General features: G+C 72.9%; 12 protein-coding genes and 1 pseudogene. 6 read left to right on the forward strand and 7 right to left on the reverse strand.

Annotated features, from left to right (window positions below):
• The coding region (locus ACZ6W9_RS07505) for a DUF4082 domain-containing protein (protein WP_470116894.1) at positions 1–1707 on the reverse strand (1707 nt) is incomplete at its 3' end.
• Between the two features lie 698 nt (positions 1708–2405).
• On the opposite strand from ACZ6W9_RS07505, the gene ACZ6W9_RS07510 reads away from it, so the two are divergent.
• Positions 2406–3665 (forward strand): nucleotide sugar dehydrogenase, encoded by a 1260-nt coding sequence (locus tag ACZ6W9_RS07510; RefSeq protein ID WP_389960794.1) that lies wholly within the window; start codon positions 2406–2408, stop codon positions 3663–3665.
• Positions 3666–3762: 97 nt separating this feature from the next.
• Here the strand turns inward: ACZ6W9_RS07510 and ACZ6W9_RS07515 are convergent, their stop codons facing one another.
• The 3 genes from ACZ6W9_RS07515 to ACZ6W9_RS07525 form a co-directional block, all read right to left on the reverse strand.
• Complete coding sequence (locus tag ACZ6W9_RS07515; RefSeq protein WP_389960796.1) at positions 3763–4191, reverse strand: carboxymuconolactone decarboxylase family protein; 429 nt, start codon at positions 4189–4191, stop codon at positions 3763–3765.
• Between the two features lie 305 nt (positions 4192–4496).
• On the reverse strand, positions 4497–4739 hold the full coding sequence (locus tag ACZ6W9_RS07520) for a DUF397 domain-containing protein (protein WP_389960798.1): 243 nt from the start codon (positions 4737–4739) through the stop codon (positions 4497–4499).
• A 9-nt stretch (positions 4740–4748) separates the two neighbouring features.
• Positions 4749–5576 carry a helix-turn-helix domain-containing protein gene (locus tag ACZ6W9_RS07525; protein WP_389960800.1) on the reverse strand — a complete coding sequence of 276 codons (828 nt, stop codon included), beginning with the start codon at positions 5574–5576 and terminating at the stop codon, positions 4749–4751.
• Positions 5577–5766: 190 nt separating this feature from the next.
• Here ACZ6W9_RS07525 and ACZ6W9_RS07530 point away from each other — a divergent pair, with 190 nt between their 5' ends.
• Entirely contained in the window at positions 5767–6174 is a 408-nt protein-coding gene (locus ACZ6W9_RS07530; RefSeq protein WP_389960802.1) for an ATP-binding protein, read from the forward strand.
• A gap of 271 nt (positions 6175–6445) precedes the next feature.
• Positions 6446–7450: pseudogene (locus tag ACZ6W9_RS07535) on the forward strand (M14 family metallopeptidase); the annotation flags it as partial.
• A 161-nt stretch (positions 7451–7611) separates the two neighbouring features.
• Here the strand turns inward: ACZ6W9_RS07535 and ACZ6W9_RS07540 are convergent.
• The 3 genes from ACZ6W9_RS07540 to ACZ6W9_RS07550 form a co-directional block, all read right to left on the reverse strand.
• Positions 7612–8421: a class I SAM-dependent methyltransferase gene (locus tag ACZ6W9_RS07540; protein WP_389960804.1), complete on the reverse strand. Its 810-nt coding sequence runs from the start codon at positions 8419–8421 to the stop codon at positions 7612–7614.
• 355 nt (positions 8422–8776) lie between these two features.
• Positions 8777–10312, reverse strand: coding sequence for an aldehyde dehydrogenase family protein (locus ACZ6W9_RS07545; protein WP_389960806.1), 1536 nt, complete (start codon positions 10310–10312; stop codon positions 8777–8779).
• 110 nt (positions 10313–10422) lie between these two features.
• Entirely contained in the window at positions 10423–10854 is a 432-nt protein-coding gene (locus ACZ6W9_RS07550; protein WP_362929474.1) for a cupin domain-containing protein, read from the reverse strand.
• A gap of 232 nt (positions 10855–11086) precedes the next feature.
• On the opposite strand from ACZ6W9_RS07550, the gene ACZ6W9_RS07555 reads away from it, so the two are divergent.
• From ACZ6W9_RS07555 to ACZ6W9_RS07565, 3 genes are all read left to right on the forward strand, one after another.
• A complete protein-coding gene (locus tag ACZ6W9_RS07555) occupies positions 11087–12580 on the forward strand; it encodes an SWIM zinc finger family protein (RefSeq protein WP_470116895.1) in 1494 nt (497 codons plus the stop codon).
• A 73-nt stretch (positions 12581–12653) separates the two neighbouring features.
• Complete coding sequence (locus ACZ6W9_RS07560) at positions 12654–14195, forward strand: DUF5691 domain-containing protein (RefSeq protein ID WP_470116896.1); 1542 nt, start codon at positions 12654–12656, stop codon at positions 14193–14195.
• Positions 14192–15259, forward strand: a complete 1068-nt coding sequence (locus ACZ6W9_RS07565; RefSeq protein ID WP_470116897.1) for an ATP-binding protein — start codon at positions 14192–14194, stop codon at positions 15257–15259. Before ACZ6W9_RS07560 ends, ACZ6W9_RS07565 begins: the two co-directional genes overlap by 4 nt.
• Positions 15260–15283: the final 24 nt, after the last annotated feature.

The following is a 15283-nucleotide window of genomic DNA, read 5'->3' on the forward strand; positions in this document are numbered from 1 at the left end:
TGTGGCGAAGTTCACCTGCTGCCAGCCGGAGGTGGTCTCGTTGGTGAAGGTCGCGTTCGCGAGCAGGGTGCCGCCGCTGGTCCACAGGCTTCCGATGTGGGTTCCGTTGTTCTGCGGCGCCTTGTAGAAGCGGATGCCGGTGATGACGCCGTCCGTGGCGGGCTTGAACTTCACCCCGATCGTGACGTCCTGGGAGTCGGGCTGGGCCGGGACCGCCGGTGTGGCCGAGGCGTCCCACAGGCTGTTCGACGGTCTGAACACCACGTCGACCCAGTAGTTGGAGGACTGGAAGGTGCTCGTCGGGAAGGCGTTCGCCGGGCTGTAGGTGTACACGCCGTTGCCGCCCTCGGCGCCGTCCGCCAGACCGGTGAGCAGGCCGTTGACGTACGGCGCGGTGAAGTAGGGCCTGGTCACCGAGTAGCGGCCGCCGGTGTGGTAGGAGGCGACGTAGGTGGTGCCCGCGGTGACCGGGACCGGTGTGGCGAAGTTCACCTGCTGCCAGCCGGAGGTGGTCTCGTTGGTGAAGGTCGCGTTCGCGAGCAGGGTGCCGCCGCTGGTCCACAGGCTTCCGAAGTGGGTTCCGTTGTTCTGCGGCGCCTTGTAGAAGCGGATGCCGGTGATGACGCCGTCCGTGGCGGGCTTGAACTTCACCCCGATCGTGACGTCCTGGGAGTCGGGCTGGGCCGGGACCGCCGGTGTGGCCTTCTTGTCCCACAGGCTGTCCGACACGGACTGGATCAGCTCGGGCGACGTGCTCGGGGCGAAGTGGATCACGGCCTCGTGGTCGAAGGTGTCCCCGCCCAGGTAGACGGCGGTGATGTGATGGTCTCCCGCCGACAGGCCCGAGGTCGTGAACGTGGCCGGCGCCAGACCGCTGTGGTAGGCCGAGCCGATGATGGTCGGGCCGTCCTTGAAGACCACCTCGCCGGCGGGGACGACCGTGCCGCTGGTCGCCGCCACCGTGGCGGTGAAGGTGACCGGCCGGTCCACCCAGACGGGGTTGGGGGACGAGGCCAGGGTCGTGGTGGTCGGCGGGTCGTTCGGCACGGTGATGCGGGTGGCCGGCGGGCTCGTGGTGCCCTGGGTGCTGATCGTGCCGTTGAGGGCGAACACGCGGCCGAAGACGGCCGCGCCGCCGTTCACCGTGACCGAGTTCCGGTCCAGGAGGTTCCCCCGGAAGGTGGAGTACGTGCCCAGGGTCGTGTTGCCGCTGACCTGCCAGAAGAGGTTGTTCGCCTGCGCGCCGCGAAGGAGGCTGACGTTGCTGACGTTCGCCGTGGTGAGACTGGACGCCTGGAAGATGAAGACGGCGTCCGGGTCACCCTGCGCGTCGAGGGCGAGCGTGCCGTTGATCGCGAAGGTCCCGTCGGTGGAGTTGTAGACGCCCGGGTTCACGGTCGTCCCGCCCAGTTGCGGGGCCAGGGTGGCGTCGGGCGTCCGCCCGGCCGCGTTGTTGTAGGCGGCGACCAGATCGGCCCTGGCCTGGGCCGCGACGGCGTCGGCGCCGTGGATGGTGCCCGACACGGTGCCGGGGGGAAAGCCGACCACCGACGAGCCCGGGCTCACCCCGAGGTCCCCGGTGATCGAGGTGAGGTTGGTGTTGACGACCGCGGTTCCGGCCAGCGTCGCGAAGGGCGTGGCGCTGCCGATGCTCAGGGGCGGTGTCGCCGCCGCGCCGGACTGCGTCCCGGCGACCACGCCCAGCACGAGAGCGGCGGTGACGGACGTCCTCAGCCAGGCGCGGGGACCGTTCCGCGGCAGGACCTTCGACCGGCCGGCTCTCCCCCCGGGCGCGGTGGCGACCCGCCGCGCGGCGCGGCCGGCCGTCCGGCCTGGGCGCGCCAGTGGCCATCGGCGGCTCCTTCCGCGCCGTGGCTCCTGTGGCGCGGCGGTCATCCCGGTCCGCGGGTCGACGGCATCGCGATAGGGATCGGACATACGACACAACTCCTCGCTGGCTCCGTGCCGGGTCAGGCGTCCGGTGTGCCCCGTGGCCTGAAGCCGGCTGTGAGATCTCGCGGCGCCCGCCGGCTCGTGTGTCGTTCGCCGTGTCCGCGGTCCGGCGCGCCCACGGCGGGCGGTGCGGGAGAACGCGCGGATACGCCGTGCCGGCGGAGGGCGCCGCGCCGTACGCTGACGACTGTGCCTCGGTGCAGGTGCGTCCAGGTCTCCGGAAAAGCACGAAAGACGTCTTTTGGTGCGTCGATGGAATATAATTTACCCACCCGCCATTCCGCCCATTATTTGGTTTATGCGTTATGAATGGTGGTCTTTCCGCCGCGCCTCCGGCATCGTCCCGGTCCCGCCGGGGTACGACACGCCCGGGCCGCGGCCGAAACGGCGTCGCAAGCGCACCGGACTCTTACAGTCAGGGGTATATCGCTCTAAGTGACGGGGGTGCGGATATGGGGGAGAAGCTGGTCGTTGTCGGCCAGGGATACGTAGGGCTGCCGCTGGCGATGCGGGCGGTCCAGGCGGGGTTCGACGTGGTGGGCGTCGACGTCGACGACTGGCGGGTCAAACGACTGAACGCCGCCGAGTCGTACGTCGAGGACGTCGAGGACGAGACGCTGTCCGCGGCCCACCGCTCCGGCCGCTACGTCGCCAGCACCGACTACGCCGACGCCGAGGGCTTCGACGTCTGTGTGATCACGGTTCCGACACCCCTGCGCGAAGGTGTCCCCGACCTCAGGCACATCGGCTCGGCCGGCGAGTCGATCGCCCCGCTCCTGCGGCCCGGCGCCACGGTGATCCTGGAGTCCACCACCTACCCCGGGACCACGGAGGAGTACCTGCGGCCGCTGCTGGAGGAGGGGTCGGGACTGTGCACGCCGGAGGACTTCTTCCTCGGCTACAGCCCCGAACGCATCGATCCCGGCAACCCGCGCTGGCACCTGGAGAACACCCCCAAGGTCGTGTCCGGGATCGACCAGGCGTCCCTGCGGAAGGTCTCCGAGTTCTACGGGTGCATCGTGCGGGACGTCGTCTGCGTCTCCTCGCTCCAGGTGGCCGAGCTGTGCAAGCTCCTGGAGAACACCTTCAGGCACGTCAACATCGCCTTGGTGAACGAGCTCTCCATCTTCGCGCAGCAACTCGGGATCGACGTCTGGGAGGCCATCGACGCCGCCTCCACCAAGCCGTTCGGCTACCTGCGGTTCACCCCCGGCCCCGGCGTCGGCGGGCACTGCCTGCCGATCGACCCCTCCTACCTGTCGTGGAAGGTCAAGCGCGCCCTGGGGCACAACTTCCGCTTCGTGGAGCTGGCCAACGACATCAACGACCACATGCCCGACCACGTCGTGCACCGGCTCATCCTCGCGCTGAACCGGCAGGGCCGGCCGCTGCGGGACAGCCGGGTGCTCCTGCTCGGCCTGGCCTACAAGGCCAACGCCGGGGACTGTCGCGAGTCACCCGCGATCGAGGTGGCCAGGGCCCTGGTCAAGCTGGGCGCGGACGTGCGGGCCGCCGACCCCCATGTGGACGCCTACCTCGCGCCGCCCGGGATCGAGCTGGTCGCGGCGACCGAACGGGAGCTGTCGGAGGCGGACGCGGTGGTCGTCCTCACCGACCACGACCGCTTCGACTACGAGCAGGTCCAGCGGGTGAGCCCGTTCGTCTTCGACACGCGCCGCCGCTGCCGGGGGCCCAACGTCGAGCACCTCTGAACCGTCCCGGCCGTTCCCGTACGGCCCGCGCGGGCACGGGCGGCCGGGCTTCGCCGTCTCGCGCGGTGGGCCGTACGGCATGCCGCCGCGCGGTCCGCTACGCGCGCATGACGCGGGCGATCAGCTCCTCGACCTGGGTGTTGAGCCGGGAGCCGCGGGGCCACCCGGCGTAGTGGGTGAGGAAGATGACGATCTCGCGGAGCTCGTCCGGGGTCAGCTCGCCGGTCCGCAGCGCCGCGTCGAGCTGGATCTCCACCAGGTCGTCCATGCCCTGGCCGACGAGGAGGCCGAGCAGGAGGAGCCTGCGGTCGCGCATGCTCAGCCCCTCCCGGGACCACACCTCGCCGAACAGGTGCTCCACGGTCATGCCGAAGAAGTCACCGGCGCCTTCACCGGAGCCCCCGTCCCGCCCCGCACCGGCCGCCGCGGAGCCGTCGCCGGCGTCGTCACCGCCGTGGACCCGTCTCATGATCTCCAACCCGCGCGCCTGGCGGTCACAGGTGCTGTCGTCCGGACACTGGTTCATGCCGCCCTCCGGTCCGTCGCCAGCCGGCCGGGGACGAGCACGATGGATGGCGTCTCACCCCGTCCATCGTTGGTCATTTTCCGCGCCGGGAAAAGCCGTTGCCGACTTTCCATCCCAACATTTATCACTATGTCGTTTAAACGGGCGGTGGACGTTACATAACGATTGTCCCTTCCGTTTGCCGACGGTGGGAACGGAAGGGCCGGGAGCCCCCGAGGGGACTCCCGGCCCTGTTCATGGTGCCGGAGGGAACCTCCGGCCGGGCCGGGGGGACCGGCGGACCGGTCCCCCCGGAGGGAGATCTGTCAGCCGAACTCGCCGTCCTTGACCCCGCCGAGGAAGGCGTCCCATTCACCCTGGGTGAACGCCAGGGCCGGGCCGTCCGGATCCTTGGAGTCACGGACGAGGTAGAGCTCGTCCTCCTGGGCCTTGTGGGCTGCCACGACCGGGTCGCCGGGCACGATCGCCACTTCGACGCAGTTCCCTCCGGTACTGCGGCTGCTCTTGCGCCACGCGACGCTGGACAGATCCATGGTGGACCTCTGCACTCTTTCTTCCTATCGCTGGTTGGAACATTTCTTCGCCAGCTCCGCGATGAAGGCGGCCGAGGCGTCCGCCCTGAGAGCCATCGCGGTGAGGCTCCCGAACATGAGCGTGTACCGGCGCACCTCGTCCGGATCCTCCAGGACGAGCCCGCTCGCCGCCTGCTCCAGATAGACCAGGTCGAGATCGCCGGGCTCGGGAAAGCCCAGCAGGCAGAACGGGCCGTCCATCGCGGCGTGCGCCCCCGCGGAGAACGGGATGACCCGGATCTCCACGTTGGGCAGCTTGCCGAGATCGACGAGGTGCTCCAGCTGCTCACGCATCACCTTCGGTCCGCCGACCTGGCGGCGGAGCACCGCTTCGTCGAGCACGGAGACGAGCTGGATCGGCTCGCCGGGGCCGTGCAGCAACTGCTGGCGTGAGATGCGTACGGTGACCTTCTCGTCGACTTCAGGAGGGGCATGGGTCACTGTGGTCACCTCGATGACGGCACGCGCGTAGGCCTCGGTCTGCATCAGGCCGGGGACGACCAGTGGCTCGTAGGAGCGCACCACCGACGCCTCCGCCTCCAGTCCGATGTAGGAGTCGAAGCCAGGCTTCAGAGCCTGCCGGTGGCGATGCCACCAGCCACGCTGCCGGGCCTCCCTGGCCATCTGCACCAGGGTCTCCCGTGCCGCGCCCGTCACGCCGTACACATCGGTGAGGGCTGCCACGTCGGAGGGTTTGGGACGGGTGAGACCCGTCTCGTATCTCCATACGGTGGTGTCGGTGGAGCCGATCCGCTCCGCCACCTCCGCCCGTGACAGCCCGCTGTCCTCCCTCAACCGAGCCAACTCGGCCATGAGACGGCGATGCCGAGCTGTCGGGCTGCGCCGGGTAGCCATGCACGTATCTCCGTCCTTGGACAAGGAAACTGTGGAATTTCAATATGAGCTATTGAAGTCCCTGGTAGAACAGTTCACCGTGAGTGAGTGTGCCATCTCAGAGCGCGACGCGCATGGGAATGCGCGGGTCCGGGGAGCGAGGCCGATCATGACAACGCGGCAGCAGACGGTTCAACCTCGATTAACGCTCACCCTGCGGGGCGTCCCGGAGTCGGTGTCGGTGGCCCGGCGCCGGGTCCGGGAGCTCCTGGGGGAGTGCCATCCCGCGTACGAGGACGTCGTCCTCCTCGTCAGCGAGGTGGTCACCAACTCGGTCGTGCACTCCGGGTCGGGCGGCGGCGGCGCGGTCACGATGACCATGCAGGTCGGGGCCGGGGTCGTCCTCGTCGAGGTCTCCGACGCGGGCTCGGGCGCCTCGGCGCCCCACGTCCGCAACGACCCCGACGCCGAGAGCGGCCGCGGGATGTTCCTGGTCGACCTGCTCGCCGGCCGGTGGGGCGTCGACGACGGCTGCCACGGCGACCCCCGGACCCTCTGGTTCGAGGTCGACTTCTGACCGGTGACCGGCGGCGGGCGACCGGCGGTCACGTTCCGTGACCGTCTCGCGCGCCGGACCCCCGGTCGCCACCCGTGCCTGCGATCCGGGACCGTTCCCGGCTCCCCCCGAGCCGGTACGCCGGGGTCCGATGGTCCGGAGCCGCCCTTCCCCGGGCCCCGGACCGGGTACGCCGGAGCCGAAATCGGGGTCATCACCCGTCAACGACCCCGCCCGTCTCCCGCCGTGGACGCGTGACGACCGCTTGGATCGGGTGTCCGGGGGGAGACCGATGAGACACCGGCCGATCGTGGCATGCGCGCTCGTGGCCCTGACATGCCTGGGCGGAAGCGTCCTCCCCGCGCGGACTCCCCAGGCCCCGGTCCTCCGCGCGTCGCACGGCTCCCGGGCGGCCCCCTCCGGTTACCACTCCTACGCCGAGACGGCGGCGGAGGTCGCCCGGATCGTCGCCGCGCACCCCGGCATCGCCCGCAGCTCCGTCTACGGCACCTCCTACGAGGGCCGCGACCTGGTCGTCGTCAAGATCAGCGACAACGTCGCCGTGGACGAGGACGAGCCGGAGGTCCTGTTCACCCACCACCAGCACGCCCGGGAGCATCTCACCGTCGAGATGGCGCTCTACCTCCTCCGCCTGCTCACCGAGGGTTACGGCCGGGACCGGCGGATCACCGGACTGGTCGACGGGCACGAGATCTGGATCATGCCGGACCTCAACCCCGACGGCGGCGAGTACGACCTCGCGGGCGGCTCCCGTCGCGGCTGGCGCAAGAACCGCCAGCCCACCCCGGGCTCCTCCGCCGTGGGCACCGACCTGAACCGCAACTGGCCCTACCTCTGGGGCTGTTGCGGGGGCTCCTCCGGCTCGCCCGCCGCCCAGACCTACCGGGGCCCGGCGAACGGATCGGCCCCCGAGGTCAGGGCGGTCGCCGACTGGGTGCGCGGCCGCGTGGCGGACGGCGTCCAGCAGATCAGGGCGCACATCGACTGGCACTCCTACGGCGAGCTGGTCATGTGGCCGTACGGGCACACCCGCGCCGACACCGCCCCGGGCCTGACCCGGGACGACCGGGAGGCGTACGCCGCGCTCGGCCGGAGCATGGCCGCCGTCAACGGCTACACCCCCCGCCAGGCCGGGGACCGCTACATCACGGACGGCTCGCTCGGCGACTGGATGTGGGGCGTCTTCAAGATCTTCAGCTACACCGTCGAGATGTACCCGGCGCGCGGCGCCCCCGGTTTCTACCCGCCCGCCGGGCGGATCGGCCCGCAGACGGCCCGCAACCGGGAGGCCGTGCTCCGCTTCCTGGAGTACTCCGGCTGCGTCTACCGGATCATCGGCGAGGCGGCGCGGTACTGCGGCGCGGGAACGGACCCGGCCGCCGCCCCGGCTCCGGCCCGCGTCCCGGGCGCGCGTCCCGGCACGGGACGCGCCGACGTTCAGGCGCGGCAGACCAGCTCGCCGTGGAGCAGCGACAGCCAGCCGTCCTCGTCGCCCGCCCACCTCAGCCAGCCCTCGGACAGGCGGCGCAGGTCCTCCTCGGTGGCGGCCCCCGAGGAGAGGGCGTGACGGGCCATGTCCGAGCGCAGGATCCGTTCGGCCCACATCCCGCCCCACCAGGCCCGGTCCTCGGGCGTGGCGAAGCACCAGGTCGAGGAGGAGGGGGTGATGTCGGTGAAACCGGCCGCGCGCGCCCACGACAGCAGCCGCCGTCCCGCGTCGGGCTCGCCGCCGCACGCCCTGGCCACCCTCTGGTAGAGGTCCATCCACTCGTCCAGCTCGGGGAGCCGGGGGAACCAGGCGAACGCGGCGTAGTCGCTGTCGCGCACCGCCACGATCCCGCCCGGACGGCACACCCTGCGCATCTCCCGCAGGGCCCGGACCGGGTCGCCGACGTGCTGCAGGACCTGGTGGGCGTGGACGACGTCGAAGGCGTCGTCGGGGAAGTCGAGCGCGTGCACGTCGGAGACGGCGAACTCGACGTTGGACACGCCCCGCCGTCCGGCCTCCGCGCGGCCCAGCGCCAGCGCCTCCGCGGTGACCTCCACCGCGGTGACCGTCCCCGGCGCGACCCGCTCGGCCAGGTCCGCAGTGATGGTCCCGGGGCCGCAGCCGACGTCCAGCACGGACATCCCGGGCCTCAGGTGCGGCAGGAGAGGGGCGGCGGAGTTCTCGGCGGTCCGCCACCTGTGGGACCGCAGCACGGACTCGTGATGGCCGTGGGTGTAGACCGTGTTCTCGGCTGTCATGGGAGATCACTCTTTCGGTCGTCCGGACGCCGGATGGACCGACCGTAACAGGTATCTCATATGCCAAGAAAGAATGTCTCAGATAGTGAAATCACGACCGGCTGGGACAGGCTCGCGGGCCGTGCCGTACGGGTCGGTGGGCTGTGCCGTACGGGTGGGCGGGGGTGCCGTACGGGCCGTGAGAGGCCGCGCCGCAGCTCACGGCCCCCCACGTCTCCCGGCGCGCCTGACGGCCGCCGGGTGCGCGATGGCCCGGCCGTTTTCCGGACGTTCCCGGAGTACGGCACGGGCCATCGTGTCCCTCGCAAAGGGGATGCCGCTCTTCCGATGGGGAGAACCCCCCGGAACGGCAAAGTCAAAGACGGAAGTTCACATCCGGCACGATGTCCGCCACGTCCATCTGGGCCTTCTGTAGCCTGCCGGAGTGGTCCCAGTTCATCGCCTGCCAGCGGGTGAACTGGTCCAGCACCCACATCCCCGACTGGCGGCTGCCGTTGCCGGACCTGCCGTTCCCGCCGAAGGGCAGGTGAGCCTCGGCCCCGGAGGTGGAGTTGTTCACGCTGACCATGCCCGCGCCGATGCCCTCGCGGAACCGGAACGCCGTCGCGGGATCGGTGGTGTAGACGGAGGAGGAGAGCCCGTACCCGGGGCGGTTGGCCAGCTCCAGCGCCTCCTCCAGGGTCGAGAAGGAGGTCACGCCGATGATCGGGCCGAAGGTCTCCTCCAGGAACAGCCGGTCGTCGGGGCGCACGCCGTCCACGATCACCGGGTGGTAGTACAGGCCGCCCTCGCCGGTGAAGTCCCCGCGCGGATTGCCGGCGGTGATCCGCCCGGTCGCGCCGGAGACGACCTTGTGGTGCGGCCGGATCCAGCCGAGGTACTCCTCGTAGCGGGAGGCGAACCTGTGGTCCAGGAGCGGTCCGCACAGCACGTCGCCCGCCGGGTCGCCGATCTCCGCCGCGGCCAGCGCGCGCGTGAGACGGCCGAGGAACTCGTCGTGGACGCTCTCGTGCACGATGGCCGTGCCGAGGGAGGTGCAGCGCTGCCCGGCCGTGCCGAACCCGGAGAACAGCGCCCCCTCCACCGCCAGGTCGAGGTCGGCGTCGGCCGCCACCACCATCGGGTTCTTGCCGCCGAGCTCCAGGCAGGGCGACTGCAGGTGGCGTCCGCACAGCTCGCCGATCCTCCGGCCCACCTCGGTGGAGCCGGTGAACCCGACCTTGTGCACCGTGCCCTCGCCCAGCGCCGCCTCGAGGCCCTCGAACGCCGCGGCCCCGTCGGCGAACACCAGGTTCAGCACGCCGTCGGGCAGTCCCGAGGCGGCGAACAGCCGGTACATCGCCTCGGCGGACGCCGCGGCGTACTCGGCCGGCTTCCACACGACCGCGTTCCCGGCCAGCAGCGCGGGCACGAGATACCACGACGGCACCGCGACCGGGAAGTTGCCCGCCGTGATCACCGCGGCCACCCCGACCGGGACCCGGAAGGTGAACAGGTTCTTGTCCGGCATCTCCGAGGGCACCGTCTGCCCGTACAGGCGCCGCCCCTCGCCCAGGAAGAAGTCGCAGGTGTCGACGATCTCCCGGACCTCGCCCAGCGCCTCGGCGTACGGCTTGCCGATCTCGCGCGTCACCAGCCGGGCCAGGGACTCGGCGTTGGCCTCCACCAGCCGCCCGATCGACGCGATCACCCGCCCCCGGACGGGCGCGGGGACCCGCGCCCACTCCCGCTGCGCCGCCGCCGCCGTACGGCAGGCGGAGGAGAACGTCTCCGCGTCGGCCAGCCGGACCCGCGCGACCACCTCGTCGACGCGGGAGGGATTGATCGAGTCGTATTCCGTGCCGCCCGCCGCCTGCTCGCCACCGATCACGGAGCTGATCTCGCCGGTCACCGTCGACCTCCTCGTCTGGGTTCCTCTGACGGCATTCTCCCCGCGGCCGGCCGCGCCGTCACACCCCGGCGGGCACGCCGAGCCGCGGAGACCGGCCGGAAGGCCGCCGGTCAGATCATCCGGAAGTCGGCGAAGTCGAAACCCGGGGAGACCACGCAGCTCACCAGGACCCCCTCGTCCCCGGCGGGCCGGGCCGCCTGCCAGGTGCCGCCGGGGACCACCGCCTGGGGGACCTGGCCCTCCTCCACCCTTGGTCCGAGGACGACGGTTTCGGACGGCTGGCCCTCGTGGCCGCCGAGGACGAGGAGCAGCGGGCCGCCCCGGTGCCACAGCCACACCTCGTCGGAGCGGACCACGTGCGGGCGCGACTCCTCGCCCGGCTCCAGCAGGAAGTAGATCCCGGTGGCCGTGGCCCGGGGCCCGCCGTACCCGGGAGGGGCGACGTCGAGGGAGGACCGCCAGGTCTCCCGGTACCACCCGCCCTCCGGGTGCGGCAGCAGCCCGAGCGTCTCGGCGAGCGGCGGACGGGCGGGAACGGTCATCGGGCACCTCCGGCGCGGGACGGGCCCCGGCCGCTTCGCGGCGCGGGCGACGGACAGTCTGCCATCCCGGCCGCCGTCCCGGCGGCGCGGCGGCACGGGACGGGCGAACCGGGCCGCAGGCCGGGGCGGGGGAGCGCGGAGAAAGGGGGTGCCCCGGGGGAGGGGGACGCACCGGTGAAGGGACGAGTTCCCGGGGCGGGATTTGTCGGTGGGGCTGGCTAGCGTTCGAGGCGTGACCGAACGGTGGAACCGGGACCAGGTGCTGGCGCTCGCGCCCGACGCGTCGTCCCAGAAGGCGGCCCAGGGGGTCTCCTCGCCCGGGAAGTGGTCGGGCGCCGGGGCCACGGCGGGCGCGCTGTGGGGAGAGTGCAGGGGCAGCGGCTCCAAGCCCTACCTGGCGTGCGTGGACCTGTCCGAGCCCGCCTACCGCTGCAGCTGCCCGAGCCGGAAGTTCCCCTGCAAGCACGCCCTCGGGCTGCTCCTGCTGTGGTCGGCCGGCGGCGTCCCGGACGCCGCCGGACCCGCCGACTGGGCCGCGGAGTGGCTCGACCGGCGGCGCGACCGCGCGGCCAGGGCGGCGGTTCGTCCGCCCGCCCCCGCGGACGGCGACGGGACGGAGGCGTACGGCGACGCGGCCGAGGCCGGTGACGAGGCGGCGGAGGCCGGTGGCGGGGCCGCGGAGGCCGGCGGTCAGGCGGCCGGCGGTGGCCGGGCGGCCGGCGGTGCCACGGCGGGCGGCGCGGGCCGGGCGGGCGGCGCGGCCGTGGCGGCCGGGCCGGGCGGTCCCGCCGACGCCCGGCGGGCCGCGCAGCGCGAGCGGCGCGTGGCGGCGGGCCTGGCGGAGCTGGAGCGCTGGCTCGCCGACCAGGTCAGGCAGGGCCTCGTCGCCTCCCGGCGGCACGACCAGTGGGACGACCTCGCCAAGCGCCTCGTCGACGCCCAGGCCCCGGCCGTCGCCGGAGCCGTCTCCCGTCTGGGCGCGGTGCTGAGCGGTGACGACTGGCCCGCCCGCCTGCTGGGCGAGTACGCCCTGCTCCACCTGCTGGCCGTGTCCCACCGGCGCCTCACCTCGGCCGCCGCCCCGGCCGCGCTCGGGAGCGCGCTCCTGCGGACGGTCCGCGAGCGGGTCGGCTTCCCCGTCGCCAAGGAGGAGGTCCTGGCCGGTGAGACGGTCCGTGACCGGTGGGACGTCCTCGGGCGGCGCGACACCGAGCAGGACCGGATCACCGCCCGCCGGGTCTGGCTGCGTGGCCGGTCCACCGGCCGGGCCGCGCTCGTGCTGTCGTTCGCCCCGGTCGGCCAGGCACTCGACGCCTCCCTCGTGACCGGCACCACCGTGGACGCCGACCTGGCGTTCTACCCCGGCTCGTGCCCGTTGCGCGCCCTCGTCGCCGCCCGCCACGACCCCGCCCCCCACCTCTCCGCCGGCCCTCCGCCGGGTTCCACGGTGGACGGCGCGCTGGACGAGGTGGCCCGCGCCCTCGCCGCGGACCCCTGGACCGACTCCTGGCCCCTGGTGCTGGAGGCGGCGGTCCCCGCCGGGAGCACCCTGAGGGCGCTGGCCGGTCCGGGCGGCGCGCTGGCGCTGCACCCCTCCTGCGGCACGCCCTGGCGGCTGGTCGCGGCCTCCGGCGGCCACCCGCTGACCGTGGCCGCCGAATGGACCCCGGAGGGACTGCGTCCCCTCACCGCCTGGGACGGGGAAGGACAGGTGATCGTCCTGTGACCGCCCTCCCCACCTGTCATGTCCGTCCCGAACACCCCGGCTCGCGGGCCGGGGCGATCCTTGGGAGGTCCTGGTGAACGCCCCGCCCGAATGGGAGGAGCTGGTCTCCGCCGCCCTGGTCGGCACCGACCGCCGGCCCCTGGCCGGTTCGGCGGCCCCCGAGGCGGAGCTGCTCGAACGCGCCGCCGTGCACACCGTGCGGATGCGGGCGGGCCGCCGGCCGCCGGCCGCCGAGCCGGTGGACGCCGCCCCGCCCGAGGATCGGCCGGCGGTCTCCCGACCGGCGGCCGACCGGCTCGCCCGGATCCTCGGCGGCGAGCAGCCGAGACTGCTTCCCGAATGGCTGCGCGTCGCGGCCGGGCACGGTCTCCGCGTCCCGCCGCACCTGCTGCCCGAGCTCCTCGACCAGGCCGCCCGCGACCGGTCCCTCCGGTCCCACCTCGGCGTCCTCGCCGGAAGCCGGGGCCGGTGGCTGGCCGGTCTCAACCCCGCCTGGAGCTTCCTGCTGCGCGAGCCCACCGCCCCTGCCGCCGCCCCCGTCCCCGCTTCGGCCGGAGCCTCCGCCGGCCAGTCCGGAGCCTCCGCCGGCCCGGCCGGAGCCGGCGTCGTCCCCGGTTCCCCCGGTGATCCGCAGGGTCCCGCCCCCGGCGGCCCCGATGAACCGCGGCGCCCCGGCGGCGCGCCGGACGTCTGGGAGCTTGGCGCTCCCGGCGACCGCCGCGCCTTCCTGGCCGTGCTGCGGGCGGCCGATCCGGCGGCGGCCAGGAACCTGCTCACCCGGGGATGGACGAAGGAGACCCCCGACGACCGCGCGGCGTTCCTGGAGATCCTCGCCGACCGGCTCTCACCGGACGACGAGCCGTTCCTGGAGGCCGCCCTCGACGACCGCCGCCGGGAGGTCCGCCAGCTGGCCGCCGACCTGCTCACCCGGCTGCCCGGTTCACAGCTGGCCACGCGGATGGCCGAGCGGGTCACGGGGTGGTTCGCCGCCCAGGACGGCCGGATCAGAGTCACCCCGCCCGTCGCCTGCGACGCCGCGATGGAGCGCGACGGCGTCCGCGCCAGGCCGCCGCACGGCACCGGCGAGCGGAGCTGGTGGCTCCAGCAGGCGGTGGCGCGCACCCCGCTCGGGGTGTGGCCGCGGCTGCTCGGGCATCCGCCCGGTGAGCTCGTCCGCATGAGGATCGCCGACTGGGGCCGCGAGGTCATGGCGGGATGGGTGCGGGCCACCGTCCTGCAGGGCGACCCCGAGTGGGCGCGGGAGCTGTTCGACCACGACCCGCTCGCCGACCTGCTGACCGTACTGCCCGCCGCCGAGCGGGAGCGCGTCGCCGCCGGCTTCGTCAGGCGGCATGACCTCGACGGGCAGCTGATCATGGTGCTCGGAGGCGCCGCCGCGCCCTGGGGGCCCGAACTGGCCTCCGCCGTGCTGGAGAAGATCATCGAGGTCTCCGGCACGCAGCCCTGGAACCTCGGCGAGCTGACCAGGCTCGCCGGCGAGCGCGTCGACCCCGCCCTGTACGGCGAGGCCGAGCGGCTCTCGCCCGAACCGCCCGTCCAGGAGGTCGCCGCCCTCCTGCGTTTCCGCCACGACATGGTGAAGGAGCTTTCTTGACAACGGTTCTGCGGGCCCACGCCGAAGACCAGTTCGCCGACGAGCTGGAGATCCTCGCCAAGGGCGACGACCGGCCCCGGCCGCCGGGCTGGAAGCTGTCGCCGTGGGCGGTGACGACGTACGTCATGGGCGACGGCGAGACGATCACGCCCAAGTACATCGGTCCCCGGCGCATCGTGGAGGTCGCCGTGGCCACCCTCGCCACCGACCGAGCGCTGCTGCTGCTCGGCGTGCCCGGCACCGCCAAGACCTGGCTGTCGGAGCACCTGGCCGCCGCGATCAGCGGTGACTCGACGCTCCTGGTGCAGGGCACGGCCGGCACCGCGGAGGAGGCCGTCCGCTACGGCTGGAACTACGCCCGGCTGCTCGCCGAGGGGCCGTCGCGTGAGGCGATCACCCCGAGCCCGGTGATGCGCGCGATGGCCGAGGGGCGGATCGCCCGGGTGGAGGAGCTGACCCGCATGCCCTCCGACGTCCAGGACGCGCTGATCACCGTGCTGTCGGAGAAGACGCTGCCGATCCCCGAGCTGAACGAGGAGGTCCAGGCGGCGCGCGGTTTCAACGTCATCGCCACGGCCAACGACCGCGACCGGGGCGTCAACGAGCTGTCCAGCGCGCTGCGCCGCAGGTTCAACACCGTCGTGCTGCCCGTCCCGGCCACCGCCGAGGAGGAGGTGGACATCGTCTCGCGCCGCGTCGGGCAGCTCGGCCGCTCCCTGGAGCTGCCCGAGACCCTGACCGGTCTCGCCGAGATCCGCCGCGTCGTCACGGTCTTCCGCGAGCTGCGCGCCGGCGTCACCGAGGACGGCCGCACCAAGATCAAGTCGCCCAGCGGCACGCTCAGCACCGCCGAGGCGATCTCCGTCCTCACCGGTGGCATCGCCCTGGCCGCGCACTTCGGCGACGGGGTGCTGCGCCCCGCCGACGTCGCCGCCGGGATCGTCGGAGCCGTCGTCCAGGACCCGGTCTCCGACAGCGTCGTCTGGCGCGAATACCTCGAGACCGTCGTCCGGGAGCGCGAGGACTGGCGCGACTTCTACCGGGCCTGCCGCGATGCGGGCTGAGACGACGCCCCCGGTGGCCGGGAG

The sequence above is a fragment of the Streptosporangium sp. NPDC053982 genome (assembly GCF_055585205.1).

Excerpts from the sequence above, each read along its gene's own strand:
- ACZ6W9_RS07510 (WP_389960794.1), top strand. The coding sequence starts at position 2,406 with ATGGGGGAGAAGCTGGTCGTTGTCGGCCAGGGATACGTAGGGCTGCCG.
- ACZ6W9_RS07515 (WP_389960796.1), bottom strand. The coding sequence starts at position 4,191 with ATGAACCAGTGTCCGGACGACAGCACCTGTGACCGCCAGGCGCGCGGG.
- ACZ6W9_RS07525 (WP_389960800.1), bottom strand. The coding sequence starts at position 5,576 with ATGGCCGAGTTGGCTCGGTTGAGGGAGGACAGCGGGCTGTCACGGGCG.
- ACZ6W9_RS07530 (WP_389960802.1), top strand. The coding sequence starts at position 5,767 with ATGACAACGCGGCAGCAGACGGTTCAACCTCGATTAACGCTCACCCTG.
- ACZ6W9_RS07540 (WP_389960804.1), bottom strand. The coding sequence starts at position 8,421 with ATGACAGCCGAGAACACGGTCTACACCCACGGCCATCACGAGTCCGTG.
- ACZ6W9_RS07550 (WP_362929474.1), bottom strand. The coding sequence starts at position 10,854 with ATGACCGTTCCCGCCCGTCCGCCGCTCGCCGAGACGCTCGGGCTGCTG.